Source organism: Salinicola salarius (genome assembly GCF_003206135.1).
GTDB classification, from domain to species: Bacteria; Pseudomonadota; Gammaproteobacteria; order Pseudomonadales; family Halomonadaceae; genus Salinicola; species Salinicola salarius.
The window spans coordinates 16250-32105 of the sequence record NZ_PZJT01000009.1 but is presented as its reverse complement, the minus strand read 5'-3'; the positions used below and the strand labels follow the sequence as shown (position 1 = coordinate 32105).

Sequence of the window (15856 nt, the reverse complement as noted above, 5' to 3'; positions counted from 1 at the left end):
TCGAATGACCGGCCAAATTCGTCAGTTTCCCGGGGCACCGTTTCGGTAGTGCTTTTTTACCGCTTTCCCTGCACCTCCCTTTGCGGTTTTCCTTGCATTTTTTTACGGCTTTCTTCGTACCTTGGCGGCACGCTTCACACCGCCTTACACCGTCCTATGCCGACGTCGTCTCTGATACACTCCGATCAGCGCTTCATAAACCCGTTATTCGCAGACCACGCAGAGCTCGATTTCGATGACGCAGGCAACCAACCAATCCTGGGGCGGACGTTTCAGCGAACCTACCGACGCATTCGTCGCCGCCTTTACCGCTTCGATCCCGTTCGACAAGCGTCTCTATCACCACGACATCCGCGGTTCGATCGCCCATGCCACCATGCTGGCCCGGGTCGGCGTACTGACCGACGACGAACGGGATAGCATCATCGACGGCCTGAAAGCCATCGAGACCGAGATCGAACGCGGCGAGGTCGAATGGTCGATCGCGCTCGAAGACATCCACATGAACATCGAAGCGCGGCTGACCGACAAGATCGGCATTACCGGCAAGAAACTGCATACCGGGCGCTCGCGCAACGACCAGATCGCCACCGATATCCGGCTCTATCTGCGCGACGAGATCGATGCCGTCGCCGCCGAGCTCTCACGCCTGCGCAGCGGTCTGATCGAGCTGGCCGACCGCGAAGCGGATACCATCATGCCCGGCTTCACCCACCTGCAGACGGCGCAACCGGTGACCTTCGGCCACCACCTGCTGGCCTGGCAGGAGATGCTGACCCGGGATCACGAGCGTCTGCTCGATTGTCGCAAGCGGGTCAACGTGCTGCCGCTGGGCGCAGCGGCGCTGGCCGGCACGACCTACCCCATCGATCGCCACGTCACTGCCGAGCTGCTGGGCTTCGATCGTCCGGCGGAAAATTCGCTGGATGCGGTCAGTGACCGCGACTTCGCCATCGAATTCACCGCCTTCGCCAGCATTCTGCTGATGCACCTCTCCCGCATGAGCGAGGAAATGGTGCTGTGGGCCAGCGCCCAGTTCGACTTCGTCGACCTGCCCGACCGCTTCTGCACCGGCTCCTCGATCATGCCGCAGAAGAAGAATCCGGACGTACCGGAGCTGGTGCGCGGCAAGACCGGGCGTGTCTACGGCCATCTGATGAGCCTGCTGACGCTGATGAAATCCCAGCCGCTGGCCTACAATAAGGACAACCAGGAAGACAAGGAACCGCTGTTCGATACCCTCGACACGGTCAAGGGCTGCCTGCGCGCCTTCGCCGACATGGCGCCGGCGCTGGTGGCCAAGCCGGAAAACATGCTCGAAGCGGCACGCAGGGGCTTCTCCACCGCCACCGATCTGGCCGACTATCTGGTCCGTGCCGGTGTCGCCTTCCGTGACGCCCACGAGATCGTCGGCAAGGCGGTCGCCTACGGCATCGAGCAGCGCAAGGATCTCTCCGAAATGTCGCTTGCAGAGCTCCAGCGCTTCTCCGATGCCATTGGTGAAGACGTCTTCGAGGTGCTGACGCTGGAAGGGTCGGTCGCCGCGCGCAATCACATCGGCGGCACCGCGCCGGATCAGGTTCGCGCCGCCGCCCAGCGCGCGCGCGACGCCCTCGGCACGCTGCAGGAGAGCCATCATGTCGCGTAACGTTTCGGCCATCTTTCCGCAGCTATCGAAGCCGCTGGTGCTGACGCTGCTGACCCTGTCGCTGGTGGCACTGTCTGGCTGCGGCCAGAAAGGGCCGCTCTACATGCCCGGCGACGAGGAAGCGGCAAAGACCTACGACCCGCAAGGCGTCTACGAAGAGGGCGCTCGGCCGTCAGGCTCGGCGGCACAGTCTCCCGGCGAGGAAGACGCCGATACCGCAGACCAGGCACCGGCCGCGCCACAGGCAAGCCCGGCGCCGGCCGCCACGCAACCGAACGCCGAGGAGTTACCGTGACGTTCGAGGCTTTTCCCATTCGTGATGGCGTGCTGCACGCCGAAGACATCGCCCTGGACCGGCTCGCCGAACAGTACGGCACGCCCTGCTACGTCTATTCGCGCGCAGCGCTGACCCGCCACTTCAAGGCCTACAGCGAGGCGCTCGGCGACATGCCGCACCTCGTCTGCTACGCGCTCAAGGCCAACTCCAACCTCGCCGTTCTCGACGTGCTGGCGCGTCTCGGCGCCGGTTTCGATATCGTGTCGGTCGGCGAACTCGAGCGGGTCATTGCCGCGGGCGGCGACCCGGCCAAGGTCGTATTCTCCGGCGTCGGCAAGCAGGCCGACGAGATGGCCCGCGCGCTGGAAGTCGGCATCAAGTGTTTCAACATCGAATCGCGGCCGGAGCTGGAACGTCTCGATCGCGTGGCCACCGAGCGCGGCCAGGTGGCGAACATTTCCATTCGCGTCAATCCGGACGTCGACGCCAGGACCCATCCGTACATCTCCACCGGGCTCAAGGCCAACAAGTTCGGCGTGGCCGCGGAAGAGGTGTTCGATCTCTACGCCTGGGCGGCCGAACGGCCCAACCTCAAGGTCGTGGGACTGGATTGCCATATCGGCTCTCAGCTTACCGAGCTCTCGCCCTATCTCGATGCGCTGGATCGCCTGCTCGCCCTGGTCGACCGCCTCGCCGATCACGGTATCGTCATCGAACATCTGGACATCGGCGGCGGCCTGGGCGTGACCTATCAGGACGAACGCCCGCCGGCAGCCGAGGATTTCGTCGCCGCCGTGCGCGAGCGCCTGCGCGGTCGGGAACTGACGCTGCTGCTCGAGCCCGGGCGCTCCATCGCGGCCAACGCCGGGGTCATGCTGACCCGGATCGAGTACCTCAAGCCTGGCGAAACCAAGAACTTCGCCATCGTCGACGCCGGCATGAACGATCTGATCCGCCCGTCGCTGTATCAGGCGTGGCAGGGCATCGAACGCGTCGACACTCGCCAGCCCCGCGACAGCGCCCTCTACGACGTGGTCGGCCCGATCTGCGAGAGCGGCGACTTCCTCGGTCAGGCCCGCGAGCTGGCCGTCGCCGAAGGCGACCTGCTAGCCGTACGCTCGGCAGGCGCCTACGGCTTCGCCATGGCCTCCAACTACAACAGCCGCGGCCGCCCCGCCGAAGTCCTCGTCGACGGCGACAAGAGCTATCTGGTACGCCGTCGCGAAAGCCTCGACTCCCTGTGGGCGCTCGAGTCACGGCTGCCGGAGGAGCGCTGATGCTGCTGAACTTCACCAAGATGCACGGCCTGGGCAACGACTTCATGGTAGTCGACCTGATCACCCAGCGCGCCTACCTGCGGGACGAGCAGATCCGCCAGCTGGCCGACCGCCATTTCGGGGTCGGCTTCGATCAACTGTTGCTGGTGGAACCACCGCGCAAGCCGGACATGGACTTTCGCTACCGGATCTTCAACGCCGACGGCAGCGAGGTGGAGAACTGCGGCAACGGCGCGCGCTGCTTTGCCCGCTTCGTCATCGATCAGCGCCTGACCCACAAGCGTGAATTCAAGGTCGAGACGCTGGGCGGCCCCTTGACGCTGAAGGTGGATGACGATGGCCGCGTGCGGGTCGACATGGGCACGCCACGCTTCGCACCGGCGGACGTGCCGTTCGTGGCCGACAGCGACGAGCCGCTGCACCATCTCGAGATCGATGGCCGCCCCGTCGCGTTCAGCGTCGCCTCGATGGGTAACCCGCACGCCGTGTTGCAGGTCGACGATATCGACGACGCGCCGGTCGAAGCGCTGGGACCGAAGCTGCAGCAGCACCCCAGCTTTCCGCGCCAGGCCAACATCGGCTTCATGCAGGTCGACTCCCCGCACGCCGTTCGACTGCGCGTCTTCGAACGCGGCGTCGGGGAAACCCTGGCCTGCGGCACCGGCGCCTGCGCGGCGGTGGCCTGCGGCATTCGCCGGGGCCTGCTGCAAAGCCCTGTCGATGTCGAGCTGCGCGGCGGCAGGCTGACTCTGGAATGGGAAGGCGGCGAAGCTCCGATCATCATGACCGGCCCGGCCGAGCGCGTCTTCGAGGGACGCATTGCCCTGAACTCATAAATTGCCCTGAACCAACAAACAACCTGAATCAATAAATAAGAAGACGCGGCGGCGAGACTCCGCCAAGTCGCGAGGGATTCACAGGAGAACCAACGCATGTCACGCGCTCAGGCCCCCGAGCCCCGCCAGACCCTGGACCCCGATCGGGTCGCCGAGTGGCTGGCGCAGCATACCGACTTCTTCGTTGGCCGGGAGGGGCTGCTGCAACAGCTCAAGGTGCCGCATCCCCATATTCCCGGTGCTGTCTCGCTGCTCGAGCGGCTGGTTCACGACCTTCGCCGCCGGGCCGAGGATGCGGAATGGCGGCTCGAGAACCTGCTCGAATCGGCCCGCTACAACGAAGCTCAGTATCGCGGGACCCGCGAGCTGGTCCTCGGCCTGATCGAGGCCGAAAGCGCCGACGCGCTGGCCGAAGCGCTATCGACGCAACTGGCGGAGCGCTTCCGTACCCACGGCATCGGCCTGTGGCTGAACGCACCGCCGGCCTGCCACGCCACGCCTCGCGACACCAATGCCTGGCAACCGCCCCGCTTCGCCTTGACCGACGAGGCGCGCCAGCGCCTGGAACTACTGCTCAACGAGCAGACCAGCCGCTGTACCACGCTGAACCGGGAAGACTGGGAAATCCTGCTGCCACACTGCAATCCGCCGCAGGGATCCGGCTCCTGCGCCATCACGCGACTGACCCAGGGCGAGCCCATGGGATTTCTGCTGTTGGCCAGCCATGACAGCGAGCACTTCCGAGCTACCCTGGATACGCTGTTCACCGAGTACCTGGGCGAGGTGGTCAGCCGGCTGTTGCGGCGTACCGAGGTCGCCAGTGCAAGCCGCGCTTGATGCCTTCCTGAAGCGACTGGCGCAGCGCGCCAGCCCGGCGACGGTGGATGCCTATCGTCGCGATATCACCGCCCTGATCGGCTATCTCGAGTCGCAGGATGTGAACAGCTGGCGCCAGCTCGACGTCACGCTGCTGCGGCGCTATCTGGCTCATGAACGGACTCGCGGCATGGCGCCGAGAACGCTGGCGAGACGCCGCGCCGCGCTATCGCGTTTCGCCGATGAACTGGTCCATCGGGGCGAGCTGGATCATAACCCGGTGCAATTGACGCAGGCGCCACGGCAGCCGCGCCACCTGCCCAGCCCGGTGGATGTCGACCTGCTCGGCCAGTTTCTGGACACCCCTCACGATGGCGAGCCGCTGGACTGTCGCGATCAGGCCATGCTGGAGCTCTTCTACTCCTGCGGCCTGCGCCTGGCCGAGCTGGCGGCGCTCGACCTTGCCAGCCTCGACGACCGCCACGTGCGGGTCGTAGGCAAGGGCGGCAAGCCACGCCAGGTGCCGCTGGGCAAGCGTGCCGGCCAAGCCATCCAGGACTGGCTCGGATTCCGCAGCGCGTTGGCGAGAGAAGGTGAAACGGCCCTGTTCGTCGCCCAGCACGGCGGCCGGCTCGGTCATCGGTCGATCCAGAGCCGGCTGGCCGATACCGCCCGCAAGCGTGGCCTGCCGGAGCATCTGCATCCGCACCGGCTGCGTCACTCCTTCGCCAGTCACCTGCTGGAGTCCAGCCAGGATCTGCGCGCGGTGCAGGAACTGCTGGGCCATGCCAATCTCTCGACGACGCAGATCTACACGCGCCTGGACTGGCAGCAGCTCGCCGAGGTCTACGATAAGGCCCACCCTCGGGCGCGGCGCAAGTCGGCCTCAGTCAACGACGAGAGTTCAGACAAACCCTAGGAATTCCCCGATATGCCGCTGGACGCCATCACCTTCGATCTCGACGACACGCTGTGGCACAACGGCCCGGTCATGGCCCACGCCGAGCCGGCGCACTATCAGTGGCTCGCCGAACGGATCGACGCCCACCGAGGGCCCACGGCGACACCGCTGGTCGAAGCCTTCCCGCTGGAAGCCTATCAGTCCATCCGCGCCTCGCTGATGCAGCGCTTCCCGTTGAGCCGAGGCGATCACAGCTGGATTCGCGAGCGCGCCATGCGCGAACTGCTGATCGAGCATGGCCTGTCTCCCGACGAGGCGGCGCAGTGGGCGGCAGCCGGCTTCGAGCACTTCATGACGTTGCGCCACGAGGTCGCGCTCTATCCCGAGGTGGTACCGATGTTCGACGCCTGGGCACGGCGCTACCGGCTCGGCATCATCACCAACGGCAACGTCGATGTACGCCGGCTGTCGCTGGATCACCATTTCGACGTGATCATTCTCGCCGGTGAAATGCACGCCTCGAAGCCGGACCCCCGCCCGTTCCTGTCGGCCGTGGCCCAGCTCGGCACGCAGCCCTATCGCACGCTGCACGTCGGCGACAACTGGGAAGAAGACGTGCTCGCCGCGCAGCGCCTCGGCATGCACGCGGTCTGGATCGACGCCAAGAACGAAGGCGAGCGGGAGCTGCCGCCCCGGGTGCATCGCGTGACGCACGTAAGGGAGTTGCCGGGTATCGTGGCGCAGTTGGACCAGCCGTCGTCGTAGCGACACGACATATCATCTGGAGAAAGCGGAGGTTTGGAGCATAATCGCTTGGAGATCGTTTCAAGCCCGAGCAGGTCACTACTGAACGGGCATCAACCTCCGTTCCGCTCGTTATTGTGAGGGGCAAGCCCCTCACGCTCCCCTTTTTGACGCCACAGGGCAGCTATGCCTGCACGCCGTATCGCTTCACTCGGGTCGGCGCGAAAGGACATCCTGTCCAACGCGCCTCTTGCGACATCCCTGTCGCAAGACCCGGTTCAGCGATGCGTCGTGCAGCGCTGCCCTGAATAGGCGTCATTGGGGTGGCGAATTCAACGTAAGCTGGGACAACTCGAATGAGTCGATAGTCCAAGTGGATCAATCTGCCAACCATCGATCCATCACGCCATACGCCTGATCCAGCCCTTGGCGCTTCAGCGAGGAGAAGAGCTGCACGCTGACCAGGTCCTCCCACTCGGCCAGCCGTTTCCTGACCTGCTGCAGCGAGGCCTTGGCCGGCCCCTGTTTCAGCTTGTCCGCCTTGGTCAGCAGGATATGCACCGGCAGTTCGCGATCGTCCGCCATCTCGAGCAGCTGGATATCGAAATCGCTGAGCGGATGACGAACGTCCATCAACAGAATCAACCCGCCCAGCGAGCGGCGGCGTTGCAGGTAATCGGCGAGATGCGCCTGCCACTCCTTCTTCATCGCCTCCGGCACCTTGGCGTAGCCGTAACCCGGCAGGTCGACGAGCCTGAGCTGGTCGTCGTTCTGCAGCGTGAAGAAGTTGATCAACTGCGTGCGTCCCGGTGTCTTCGAGGTGCGCGCCAGCGCCCGCTGCTGAGTCAGCGCGTTGATGGCACTGGACTTGCCGGCGTTGGAGCGCCCCGCGAACGCGACCTCGACGCCTCGATCCGGCGGGCATTTGGCCAGCGTCGGGGCACTGATCAGAAAGGTCGCCGTCTGATAGTTGCGGCGCTCGGGAGTGGCAGTCATGGCAGGCTCGATTATCTTGAGACGGTAACGTCGCGCAGTGTACCACGCGTATTCCGCCCAGGATGAGGCGTGACGTTCGGCGCTCCCGACGTCGGGGCTGCTGTTCAACGCTCCCGCAGACGAGATTTCGGTTCGACGCTCCCCGGACGAACGTTTGGTGCCCTACGCTTTTGCGCCCATTTCTGTCAGGCTAAGAGAAACCGGTCGGTAGCAGGCTAGCAAGGGAACCTCGCGGTCCTTCGGGGCTCCAATACCCGTGGCGTGCCACCGCCGACAACGGTTTCATGGAACACGACCTCATCGACAATGATTTTCGATATTCAGGAGCAGTAACGCATGATCAAGTCTTTTATGGCGCTATTGGCCGGACTGACATTCTCGGGCGCAGTGATGGCGGCGGATATCGTCGAAGGTCAGGACTATCAGGTCGTCGACGAGCCGATGAAAACGGACGTGCCGGCGGACCAGATCGCGGTCACCGAAGTGTTCTGGTATGGCTGCCCCCACTGTTACGCGCTGGAAGAGCCGCTCAACGAGTGGGTCGCCCAGCTTCCCGACGACGTCACTTTCGATCGCATGGCAGCGCCGCTGGGCAAGGTATGGGAACAGCACGCCACGGCCTTCTACGCGGCCGAACAGCTCGGCATCGAAGAGAAACTGCGCCAGGACTTTTTCGACGCCATCCACAAGGACGGCCAGCGCCTGACCGACAAGGACGACATTGCCGAGTTCTTCACCAACTACGGTGTCAGCAAGGATGAAGCGCTCAAGGCGCTCGACTCCTTCGGCGTGAAAAGCGAGATCCAGCAGGCTTCCGCCAAGATGCGCGGTTACAAGCTGATGGGCGTTCCCGACCTGATCGTCGACGGCCGCTATGTCGTCACGCCAGACTCCGCCGGCTCGCTGGAAAACATGCCCAAGATCGCCAGCGCGCTGATCGAGAAGGTTCGCGAGGAACGCACCGAGAGCGAGTGACGCCATGTCCCTAGCCGCCTCGACACCCGCCAGCGAGGTCGCGCCGACACTGAAACTGCTGACCTGCAATCTGCAGGTCGGCATTCATACCTCGGCCTACCACCACTATTTCACGCGAAGCTGGCAACATCTGCTGCCTCATCCCAAGCGCAGTTCGCGCCTCGATGTCGTGGCCAGCACGTTATCGGCCTACGATATCGTCGGGCTACAGGAGGTCGACGGCGGCAGCTTCCGCTCCAGCCACGTCAATCAGGTGGAATACCTCGCCAAACGCTCGGCGTTCGATTTCCACTTCCAGCAGCTCAACCGCAACCTGGGGCATGTCGCCCAGCACAGCAACGGGTTGCTGTCGCGTCTGACACCCAACCGGGTCGATGAGCACCGTCTGCCCGGCATGCGCGGGCGCGGGGCGATCCATGCCCGCTACGGTGAAGGACCGGATGCCCTGCATGTCTTCGTCGCTCACCTGGCGCTCAGCCAGCGCGGCCGCCTGCGGCAGCTCGACTACCTCGGCGAGATCATCGAGCCGCTGCATCACGTGGTGGTCATGGGCGATCTCAACTGCACGCCGGAGCAGCTGCTGGCGCATCCGCGCTTCTGTCGCGCTCTGGACCTCAACCCGCTCAAGCCGCAGCTCAGTTATCCGGCCTGGCAACCCCGCCGGGCGCTGGACCATATCCTGCTGTCGTCATCGCTGAAGGCCGAACAGCCTCGGGTGCTGGAGGCGATGTTCTCGGACCACCTCCCCATTGCCGTGGACATCCACCTGCCGGTCGCCTGCCGGCGAAGCATCGGCCTCGGCGCCGATCGCAGCACGGACACCTGAGATACGATTGAGATACGAAAAAGCGCCTCCGAGGAGACGCTTTTCATGCCGGATCGAGATGGCCAGCGATCATCCGCCGGTCATCATCCCGCCACCCAGTTTACCCAGTTGATCATCGGCGTCGGATAGAGCCCCAGCAGGATCACCAGCGTGGCCACGCCCAGCACCACCATGCCACCGGCGCGTTCGGCCCAGTCGTGGGTCGCATCGCGACGCTGCATGCCGGGCTCGTGCAGGAACAGCGTGACCATCACCCGCAGGTAGTAATAGAGCCCGATGGCGCTTCCCAGCACTACGCTGCCGACCAGCCACCAGCGATGCGCTTCGACACCCACGGCGATGATGTAGAACTTGCCGATGAAGCCCGCCGTGAACGGAATCCCCGCCAGCGACAGCATCGATACCGTCATCACCGCGGTGAGATAGGGCCGGCGCCAGAACAGGCCGCGATAGTGGTGCAGCGGGCTGGCGTCCGCTGTACCGCCGGTGGCCACGTAGGGGCTCGACACCAGCGTGACGACGCCGAAGGCGCCGAGCGTGGTGAGCACGTAGGTGACGAGGTAGATCCCCACGGTCTCCACGGCCAGCCCCTGGTTGACCACCAGCGCCACCAGCAGATAGCCGAAATGGGCGATCGACGAGTAGCCCAGCAGGCGTTTGAGGTCGTTCTGGGTCAGCGCCAGCAGGTTGCCGACCAGCATGGTGACGACGGCGATGAAGCCGAGCAGGTCGTGCCACCAGTTCTCGTGAAACGCCAGCGTCGACTGGAAGAGCCGCAACAGCACCAGGAACACCGCCACCTTGCTGGCCGTGGCCAGGAACGTCGTTGCCGGCCCGGGCCCGCCCTGATAGACGTCCGGCGTCCACAGATGAAACGGCACGATGGAGAGCTTGAACGCCAGTCCTACCAGCAGCATGCCGGCACCGGCGAGCAGCCAGGGGTCGCTACCATAGGCCGACAGCGCCTCGCCCAGTTCGGCGAAATCCAGCGTACCGGTCACCGCGTAGAGCAGCGCCATGCCGAAGAGCAGAAAGGCGGTGGCTGCCGCCGACAGCACCATGTACTTGATACCGCTTTCCAGCGCGCCACGATCGCGGAAGGTATAGGCAAGCATCCCGAACAGCGGCATCGACAAAAGCTCGATGCCGAAGAATAGCGTCGTCATGTGGCGTGCCGACACTAGTACCATTCCGCCGGCCGCGGCACTCAGCAACAGCAGGTAGAACTCGTCCCGCGGACCTTCGTAACCTTCCAGATAGTGGTGAGCCAGCGTGACGCAGGCCAGCGTCGACATCAACACCAGCACGCCGCCGAAGCGTGACAGATCGTCGACCACCAGTACCGACGTGACGTCGACCGTGCCCAAGCTCCAGCCGAACAGCAACGCCAGCAGCGCCACGTTGAGCCCGACGGCGGTCAGGATCGCGCTCAGCGTGTGATTACGCTGCCAGGCGATCGATAGCATCACCACGATCACGGTCAGGCAGACCAGAATCAGCGGAGAAATGGCCAGCAATGCCATCATGGTAGCGTGGCTCATTGGGCACCTCCCATCATCGCCCCGGCTTGCTGAACGCTCTGTTGCACGATCTGCATGGCGCCGGCAGAGGTATCCAGCAGCGGCTGGGGATAGATGCCGAAGAACACCACCAGGGCGACGATACCGAACAGCAGTACCGTCTCGCGTCGATCCAGCCCCGCCAGCGGCGTCTCCTCCCTCGGCGGCCCGTAGTAGACCCGCTGCATGATGAACAGCGAATAGACGGCAGCCAGGATCAAGCCGGCACTGGCAATGACCACGATCCAGGGCGCGACGCCGAATGAACCGAACATCACCATGAATTCACCAACGAAATTGGCGGTACCGGGCAGACCCAGCGATGCCGCCACGAACACCAGCGCGAACCCCGGCAGACCGCGGATACGCCCCCACAGACCACCCATCTGGCGCATGTCGCGGGTATGCAGACGCTCGTAGAGCTGGCCGGAAAGAATGAACAGCCCGGCGGCAGAAAACGCATGCGCCACCATCAGCGCCACCACGCCCTGCAGCGCCAGTTCGGTACCGGCGTAGATGCCGATCAGCACGAAGCCCATGTGGGAAATACTGGTGTAGGCGATCAGGCGTTTCAGGTCCTGCTGGCCGCAGGCGAGAATCGCGCCGTAGAAGATGCCGATCAGTCCCAGCGTCATCGCCACCGGCGCGAAAGCCTGGGAGGCTTCCGGGAACAGCGGCAGCGCAAAGCGCAGCATGCCGTAGGCCGCCGTCTTGAGCAGAATGCCGGCGAGATCCACGCTGCCCGCAGTCGGTGCCTGGGCGTGAGCATCCGGTAGCCAGCCGTGCAGCGGCACCACCGGTAGCTTGACCGCGAAGGCGACGAAGAAGCCGAGCATCAGCCACCAGGCGGTGGTTTCGGACAGCGGCGTATCGAGCAGATCCGCATAGGCGAAGGTGTATTCACCGGTGGCGCCATGGTGAGCGAACACCAGCCCAAGAATGGCAATCAGCATCAGCAGGCCGCTGGCCTGGGTATAGATGAAGAACTTGGTGGCCGCGCCGATCCGCGAACTGCCCCGGGAGCCGCTGTGGCCCCACAGCGCGATCAGGAAATACATCGGCACCAGCATCATTTCCCAGAACAGGAAGAACAGGAACAGGTCGATAGCGAGAAAGACCCCGACCACGCCACCGAGAATCCACAGCAGGTTGAGGTGGAAGAATCCGACCCGCTGCACGATCTCCTTCCACGAGCAGATCACGGCCATGGCGCCGAGCAGCCCGGTCAGCGCGATCATCAACAGCGACAATCCGTCGATCGCCAGATGTACCTGAATGCCGAAACGTGGAATCCAGTCGGCCTGCCACTCCAGTGTCCAGGCGTTGGCGGCACCTTCCGCCGGCAGGCTGAAGTCGCTACCGACCCACAGCCCCAGCACCATCGCCAGCTCGAGCAGCATGGTGCCAAGCGCGATCCAGCGTGGCGCCTGGTCGCCGAAGCGTTCGGCCTGCCAGCACAGCAGGCCGCCAATGAAGGGGATCAGTATCAGCCAGACCAGAGTCATGAATCAGCCATCCGAGATAGAGTGAATTCCGTGTGCTCCCGACACGATGTCGCCGAGCCGCCAGCACTGTGCATCGTTCCTGCGCTCATGTGTCAGCCCACCAGCAGGAAGGCAAGCAGCAGCGTCGCCCCCAGCACCATCGACACGGCGTAATGGCGCATCAGCCCCGTCTGGGTCATGCGCAGCCCGTGGTGCGAGGCTCGCGCCAGCCACGGCAGGATATTGCACAGCGAGTTGATCCAGTCGTCTCGATTGACCCTGACCAACCCTTGATAAGGGCGCACGAACAGCCAGTCGTAGAGCGCATCGAAACCCCAGGCGTTGTGCCAGAACGTCCACAGCCGAGCGCCGCGTGGATCCGCCATCCCGCGGCGAATCAGGTCGCGACGACGCTTGAACAGCCAGCCGGCGAACAGCACGCCGCCGACGGCCACGATCATCGCGACGACTTCGAGGACATGAGTTCCCAGCCCCTCTCCCGCCGGCCCGGGAGGCAACACCTCGTCCAGCGGCGGCGTCAGTTGTGCCCCGATCGCGGTCGACATCACGATCAGCACGACCAGCGGTATGCCATGCACCAGACCCTTGCCGGCATGGGCGTCGCGGGCGTGATCGCTCTTCGGCGCACCATGGAAGGTGCCGAGAATCAGGCGCACGGTGTAGATCGAGGTCAGCAGCGCGCCAAGCAGGCCGGCGAGCATCAGCACACCGTGGCCGGAAGCGAGCGCCGACACCAGGATGGCGTCCTTGCTGTAGAAACCCGCCGTGACCAGCGGCAGGGCCGCCAGTGCCGCGCCCCCGACGATGAACCCGGCGTAGGTCAGCGGCAGCTTGCGCCACAGGCCACCGAGACGGCGCATGTCCTGCTCGTGATGGGTACAGACGATCACCGAGCCGGCGGAGAGGAACAGCAACGCCTTGAAGAAGGCATGGATCATCAGGTGGAAGATCGCCGCATCGAACGCGCCGACGCCCAGCGCCAGGAACATGTAGCCGATCTGGCTCATGGTCGAATACGCCAGCACGCGCTTGATGTCGGTCTGCGCCAGTGCCGCGAACCCCGCTACCAGCAGCGTCAGCGCGCCGATTACCCCGACCAGCAGCAGCACGTCCGGTGCCAGCAGGAAGATCCCGTTCATGCGTGCAATCAGATAGACGCCCGCCGTGACCATGGTCGCCGCATGGATCAGCGCCGACACTGGCGTGGGGCCGGCCATGGCGTCCGCCAGCCAGGTGTGAAGCGGCAGCTGTGCCGATTTGCCGATCGCCCCGCCGAGCAGCATCAGCGCCGCGAGCTGCGGCATCAGGCTGCCCTCGCTCCAGATCTCCGGCGCGCGCGCCAGCAGCGTCTGGATATTGAGCGAGCCGAGCTCAACATAGAGCAGGAACATGCCGATTGCCAGGAACACGTCGCCGGTACGCGTGATGACGAACGCCTTAAAGGCCGCCCAACCGTTGGCTGACGTACGGTAGTAGTAGCCAATCAGCAGATAACTGCAGAGCCCCACCCCTTCCCAGCCGAAGTAGAGCAGCAGCAGGTTATCACCCAGCACCAGCAGGATCATGCTGAACACGAACAGGTTCATGTGGCAGAAGAAGCGGGTCACGCCCTCTTCGCCGCGCATGTACCAGGCCGCGAACAGGTGGATGAAGAAACCGACGCCGGTGATGACGCCAAGCAGCGTCAGCGACAGGCCATCGAGCATCAGCCCCATGGTGGGCTGGAAATCCCCCACCGTGATCCAGTGCCAGAGCGTCAGCGTCTGCGCCGACTGGCCGTGGTCGTAGAAATCGATCCCGACCCACAGCGTGCATAGCGCCGCCAGGCCGATCGAAGCGACACCGATGGTGGCGCTGGCCCGCTCGGAGAGCCGGCCGAACGAGAGCGCCAGGATCAACGATCCCAGCAGCGGGAAGACGAAGGTGAGGGTAAGTAGATTCATCCGCGCAACCTGCTAGCCGCATCGATGTCGAGAGTCTTGAAGCGCCGATAGAGCTGCATCAACAGCGCCAGCCCCACGCTCGCCTCCGCCGCTGCCAGCGTGATGATCATCAAGAACATCACCTGGCCGTCGGGCTGGTGCCAATGGGTACCGCCGACGATGAAGGCCAGACCGGCGGCGTTCATCATGATCTCCAGGCTCATCAGCACGAACAGCATGTTGCGTCGCGTCATCAGCCCGGCCAGCCCCAGCACGAACAGGATTGCCGCCAGCCACAGGCCGTGTTCTACCGGAATGCCCGTCATGCCTTGCCCTCCTGCGTGCGGTTCTGTTCGCGTGTATTGACCGGGGTTTCACGAACCGGCGCCACATCTGCCCGGGCCTGCTCGTTGAGCTCGCGCTGGCGCTCGCGGGCCAGGTCGGCTTCATCGTGCGCTTCGCTGCGACCCAGATGCGACGCCGCCACCAGCGCCGCCAGCAGCAGCATGGCCGCCAGCTCGACGATGACCAGATAAGGGCCGAACAACGAGATCCCCACCATCTTGGCCGTCAGCGTTTCGCCGCTGATGCTGCCTTCGTAGTCGCCGCTGACCAGCGTGACGATCATCACGATCAGCAAGACCGCCGTCAGTACCGCAGGCCCCACCCACGCCTTGGGCTGGAGCCAGGCACGCTCCTGCTCCACCGCCGACTCGCCGAGATTGAGCATCATCACCACGAACACGAACAGCACCATGATCGCCCCGGCGTAGACGATGATCTCGAGCGCCCCGGCAAACGGCGCACCGAGGGCGAAGAACACCATCGCCACGGCGATCAGCGACACGATCAGATAGAGCAATGCGTGTACCGGATGGGTGCCGGTCACGACGCGAAGGGTGGCGAGAATCGCGACCAGCCCACTCAAGTAAAACGCGATTTGCATGCTTCTCTCCCAGCAAACGGCTTCGAACCGCAACCTGCACGTTGGCGCCACAGTTCCGGCGCAGCGATGCCATGACTCATGGCATCAACGACTTGACGTCGATCGGCTCGGCCTCGTTCTGCGCCTCGCCCTTGTCCTTGCCCGCGATCGACAGGCCCGCCACGCGATAGAAATTGGTGCTGTGATCCTTGCCCGGACCATCGATCAGCAGGTCCTGCTTTTCGTAGACCAGCTCCTGACGCCGAAACTCGCTCATCTCGAAATCCGGGGTCAACTGAATCGCCGAGGTCGGGCAGGCCTCCTCGCACATGCCGCAGAAGATGCAGCGCGAGAAGTTGATGCGAAAGAACTCTGGGTACCAGCGCCCGTCCTCTTTCTCGCCCTTCTGCAGCGAGATGCAGGCCACCGGACACGCCACCGCACACAGGTTGCAGGCGACACAACGCTCCTCGCCGTCCGGGTCGCGGGTCAGTACGATGCGTCCGCGATAGCGCGGCGGCAGATAGACCTGCTCTTCCGGATACTGCAGCGTCTCGCGCTTGCGCCAGGCATGCGAAAACACCATCCACAGCGTGCGCAGCTGCGTGCCGGTGCCGGATACGATCTTCCGGATCTGACTCAGCATGGT

General features: G+C 64.3%; 16 protein-coding genes. 9 read left to right on the top strand and 7 right to left on the bottom strand.

Features of this window, described 5'->3' with window-relative positions; translation table 11 throughout:
• Positions 1-235 precede the first annotated feature (235 nt).
• From argH to DOM32_RS09730, 7 genes are all read left to right on the top strand, one after another.
• Positions 236-1648, top strand: coding sequence for an argininosuccinate lyase (argH, locus tag DOM32_RS09760; RefSeq protein ID WP_110633886.1), 1413 nt, complete (start codon positions 236-238; stop codon positions 1646-1648).
• The gene (lptM, locus tag DOM32_RS18380; RefSeq protein ID WP_208625357.1) at positions 1638-1943 is read left to right on the top strand and encodes an LPS translocon maturation chaperone LptM; all 306 of its coding nucleotides are present in this window, start codon (positions 1638-1640) and stop codon (positions 1941-1943) included. Before argH ends, lptM begins: the two co-directional genes overlap by 11 nt.
• Entirely contained in the window at positions 1940-3202 is a 1263-nt protein-coding gene (gene lysA, locus DOM32_RS09750; protein ID WP_244179874.1) for a diaminopimelate decarboxylase, read from the top strand. The genes lptM and lysA overlap by 4 nt, the downstream gene beginning before the upstream one ends.
• Complete coding sequence (dapF, locus tag DOM32_RS09745) at positions 3202-4038, top strand: diaminopimelate epimerase (protein ID WP_110633884.1); 837 nt, start codon at positions 3202-3204, stop codon at positions 4036-4038. The genes lysA and dapF overlap by 1 nt, the downstream gene beginning before the upstream one ends.
• A gap of 96 nt (positions 4039-4134) precedes the next feature.
• Positions 4135-4875 carry a DUF484 family protein gene (locus DOM32_RS09740; RefSeq protein WP_110633881.1) on the top strand — a complete coding sequence of 247 codons (741 nt, stop codon included), beginning with the start codon at positions 4135-4137 and terminating at the stop codon, positions 4873-4875.
• The gene (locus DOM32_RS09735) at positions 4859-5773 is read left to right on the top strand and encodes a tyrosine recombinase XerC (protein ID WP_244179873.1); all 915 of its coding nucleotides are present in this window, start codon (positions 4859-4861) and stop codon (positions 5771-5773) included. Before DOM32_RS09740 ends, DOM32_RS09735 begins: the two co-directional genes overlap by 17 nt.
• Before the next feature lie 12 nt (positions 5774-5785).
• Entirely contained in the window at positions 5786-6520 is a 735-nt protein-coding gene (locus tag DOM32_RS09730; RefSeq protein ID WP_110633875.1) for an HAD family hydrolase, read from the top strand.
• Positions 6521-6877: 357 nt separating this feature from the next.
• On the opposite strand, the gene yihA is transcribed toward DOM32_RS09730, so the two are convergent.
• On the bottom strand, positions 6878-7495 hold the full coding sequence (yihA, locus tag DOM32_RS09725; RefSeq protein WP_110633872.1) for a ribosome biogenesis GTP-binding protein YihA/YsxC: 618 nt from the start codon (positions 7493-7495) through the stop codon (positions 6878-6880).
• Positions 7496-7831: 336 nt separating this feature from the next.
• On the opposite strand from yihA, the gene DOM32_RS09720 reads away from it, so the two are divergent.
• Both DOM32_RS09720 and DOM32_RS09715 read left to right on the top strand, forming a co-directional pair.
• Positions 7832-8470 carry a thiol:disulfide interchange protein DsbA/DsbL gene (locus DOM32_RS09720; protein ID WP_110633869.1) on the top strand — a complete coding sequence of 213 codons (639 nt, stop codon included), beginning with the start codon at positions 7832-7834 and terminating at the stop codon, positions 8468-8470.
• Positions 8471-8474: 4 nt separating this feature from the next.
• Positions 8475-9296 (top strand): endonuclease/exonuclease/phosphatase family protein, encoded by an 822-nt coding sequence (locus DOM32_RS09715; protein ID WP_110633866.1) that lies wholly within the window; start codon positions 8475-8477, stop codon positions 9294-9296.
• An 83-nt stretch (positions 9297-9379) separates the two neighbouring features.
• On the opposite strand, the gene nuoN is transcribed toward DOM32_RS09715, so the two are convergent.
• The 6 genes from nuoN to nuoI all read right to left on the bottom strand — a co-directional run bounded on the left by nuoN (position 9380) and on the right by nuoI (position 15853).
• A complete protein-coding gene (gene nuoN / locus DOM32_RS09710; protein ID WP_244179872.1) occupies positions 9380-10837 on the bottom strand; it encodes an NADH-quinone oxidoreductase subunit NuoN in 1458 nt (485 codons plus the stop codon).
• Positions 10834-12360, bottom strand: coding sequence for an NADH-quinone oxidoreductase subunit M (gene nuoM / locus DOM32_RS09705; protein ID WP_110633860.1), 1527 nt, complete (start codon positions 12358-12360; stop codon positions 10834-10836). The genes nuoN and nuoM overlap by 4 nt, the downstream gene beginning before the upstream one ends.
• A 92-nt stretch (positions 12361-12452) precedes the next feature.
• On the bottom strand, positions 12453-14303 hold the full coding sequence (nuoL, locus tag DOM32_RS09700; RefSeq protein WP_110633857.1) for an NADH-quinone oxidoreductase subunit L: 1851 nt from the start codon (positions 14301-14303) through the stop codon (positions 12453-12455).
• A complete protein-coding gene (nuoK, locus tag DOM32_RS09695; RefSeq protein ID WP_110633855.1) occupies positions 14300-14608 on the bottom strand; it encodes an NADH-quinone oxidoreductase subunit NuoK in 309 nt (102 codons plus the stop codon). The genes nuoL and nuoK overlap by 4 nt, the downstream gene beginning before the upstream one ends.
• Entirely contained in the window at positions 14605-15228 is a 624-nt protein-coding gene (gene nuoJ / locus DOM32_RS09690) for an NADH-quinone oxidoreductase subunit J (RefSeq protein ID WP_110633852.1), read from the bottom strand. Before nuoJ ends, nuoK begins: the two co-directional genes overlap by 4 nt.
• A gap of 76 nt (positions 15229-15304) precedes the next feature.
• Entirely contained in the window at positions 15305-15853 is a 549-nt protein-coding gene (gene nuoI / locus DOM32_RS09685; protein ID WP_071230996.1) for an NADH-quinone oxidoreductase subunit NuoI, read from the bottom strand.
• Between the last annotated feature and the right edge of the window lie 3 nt (positions 15854-15856).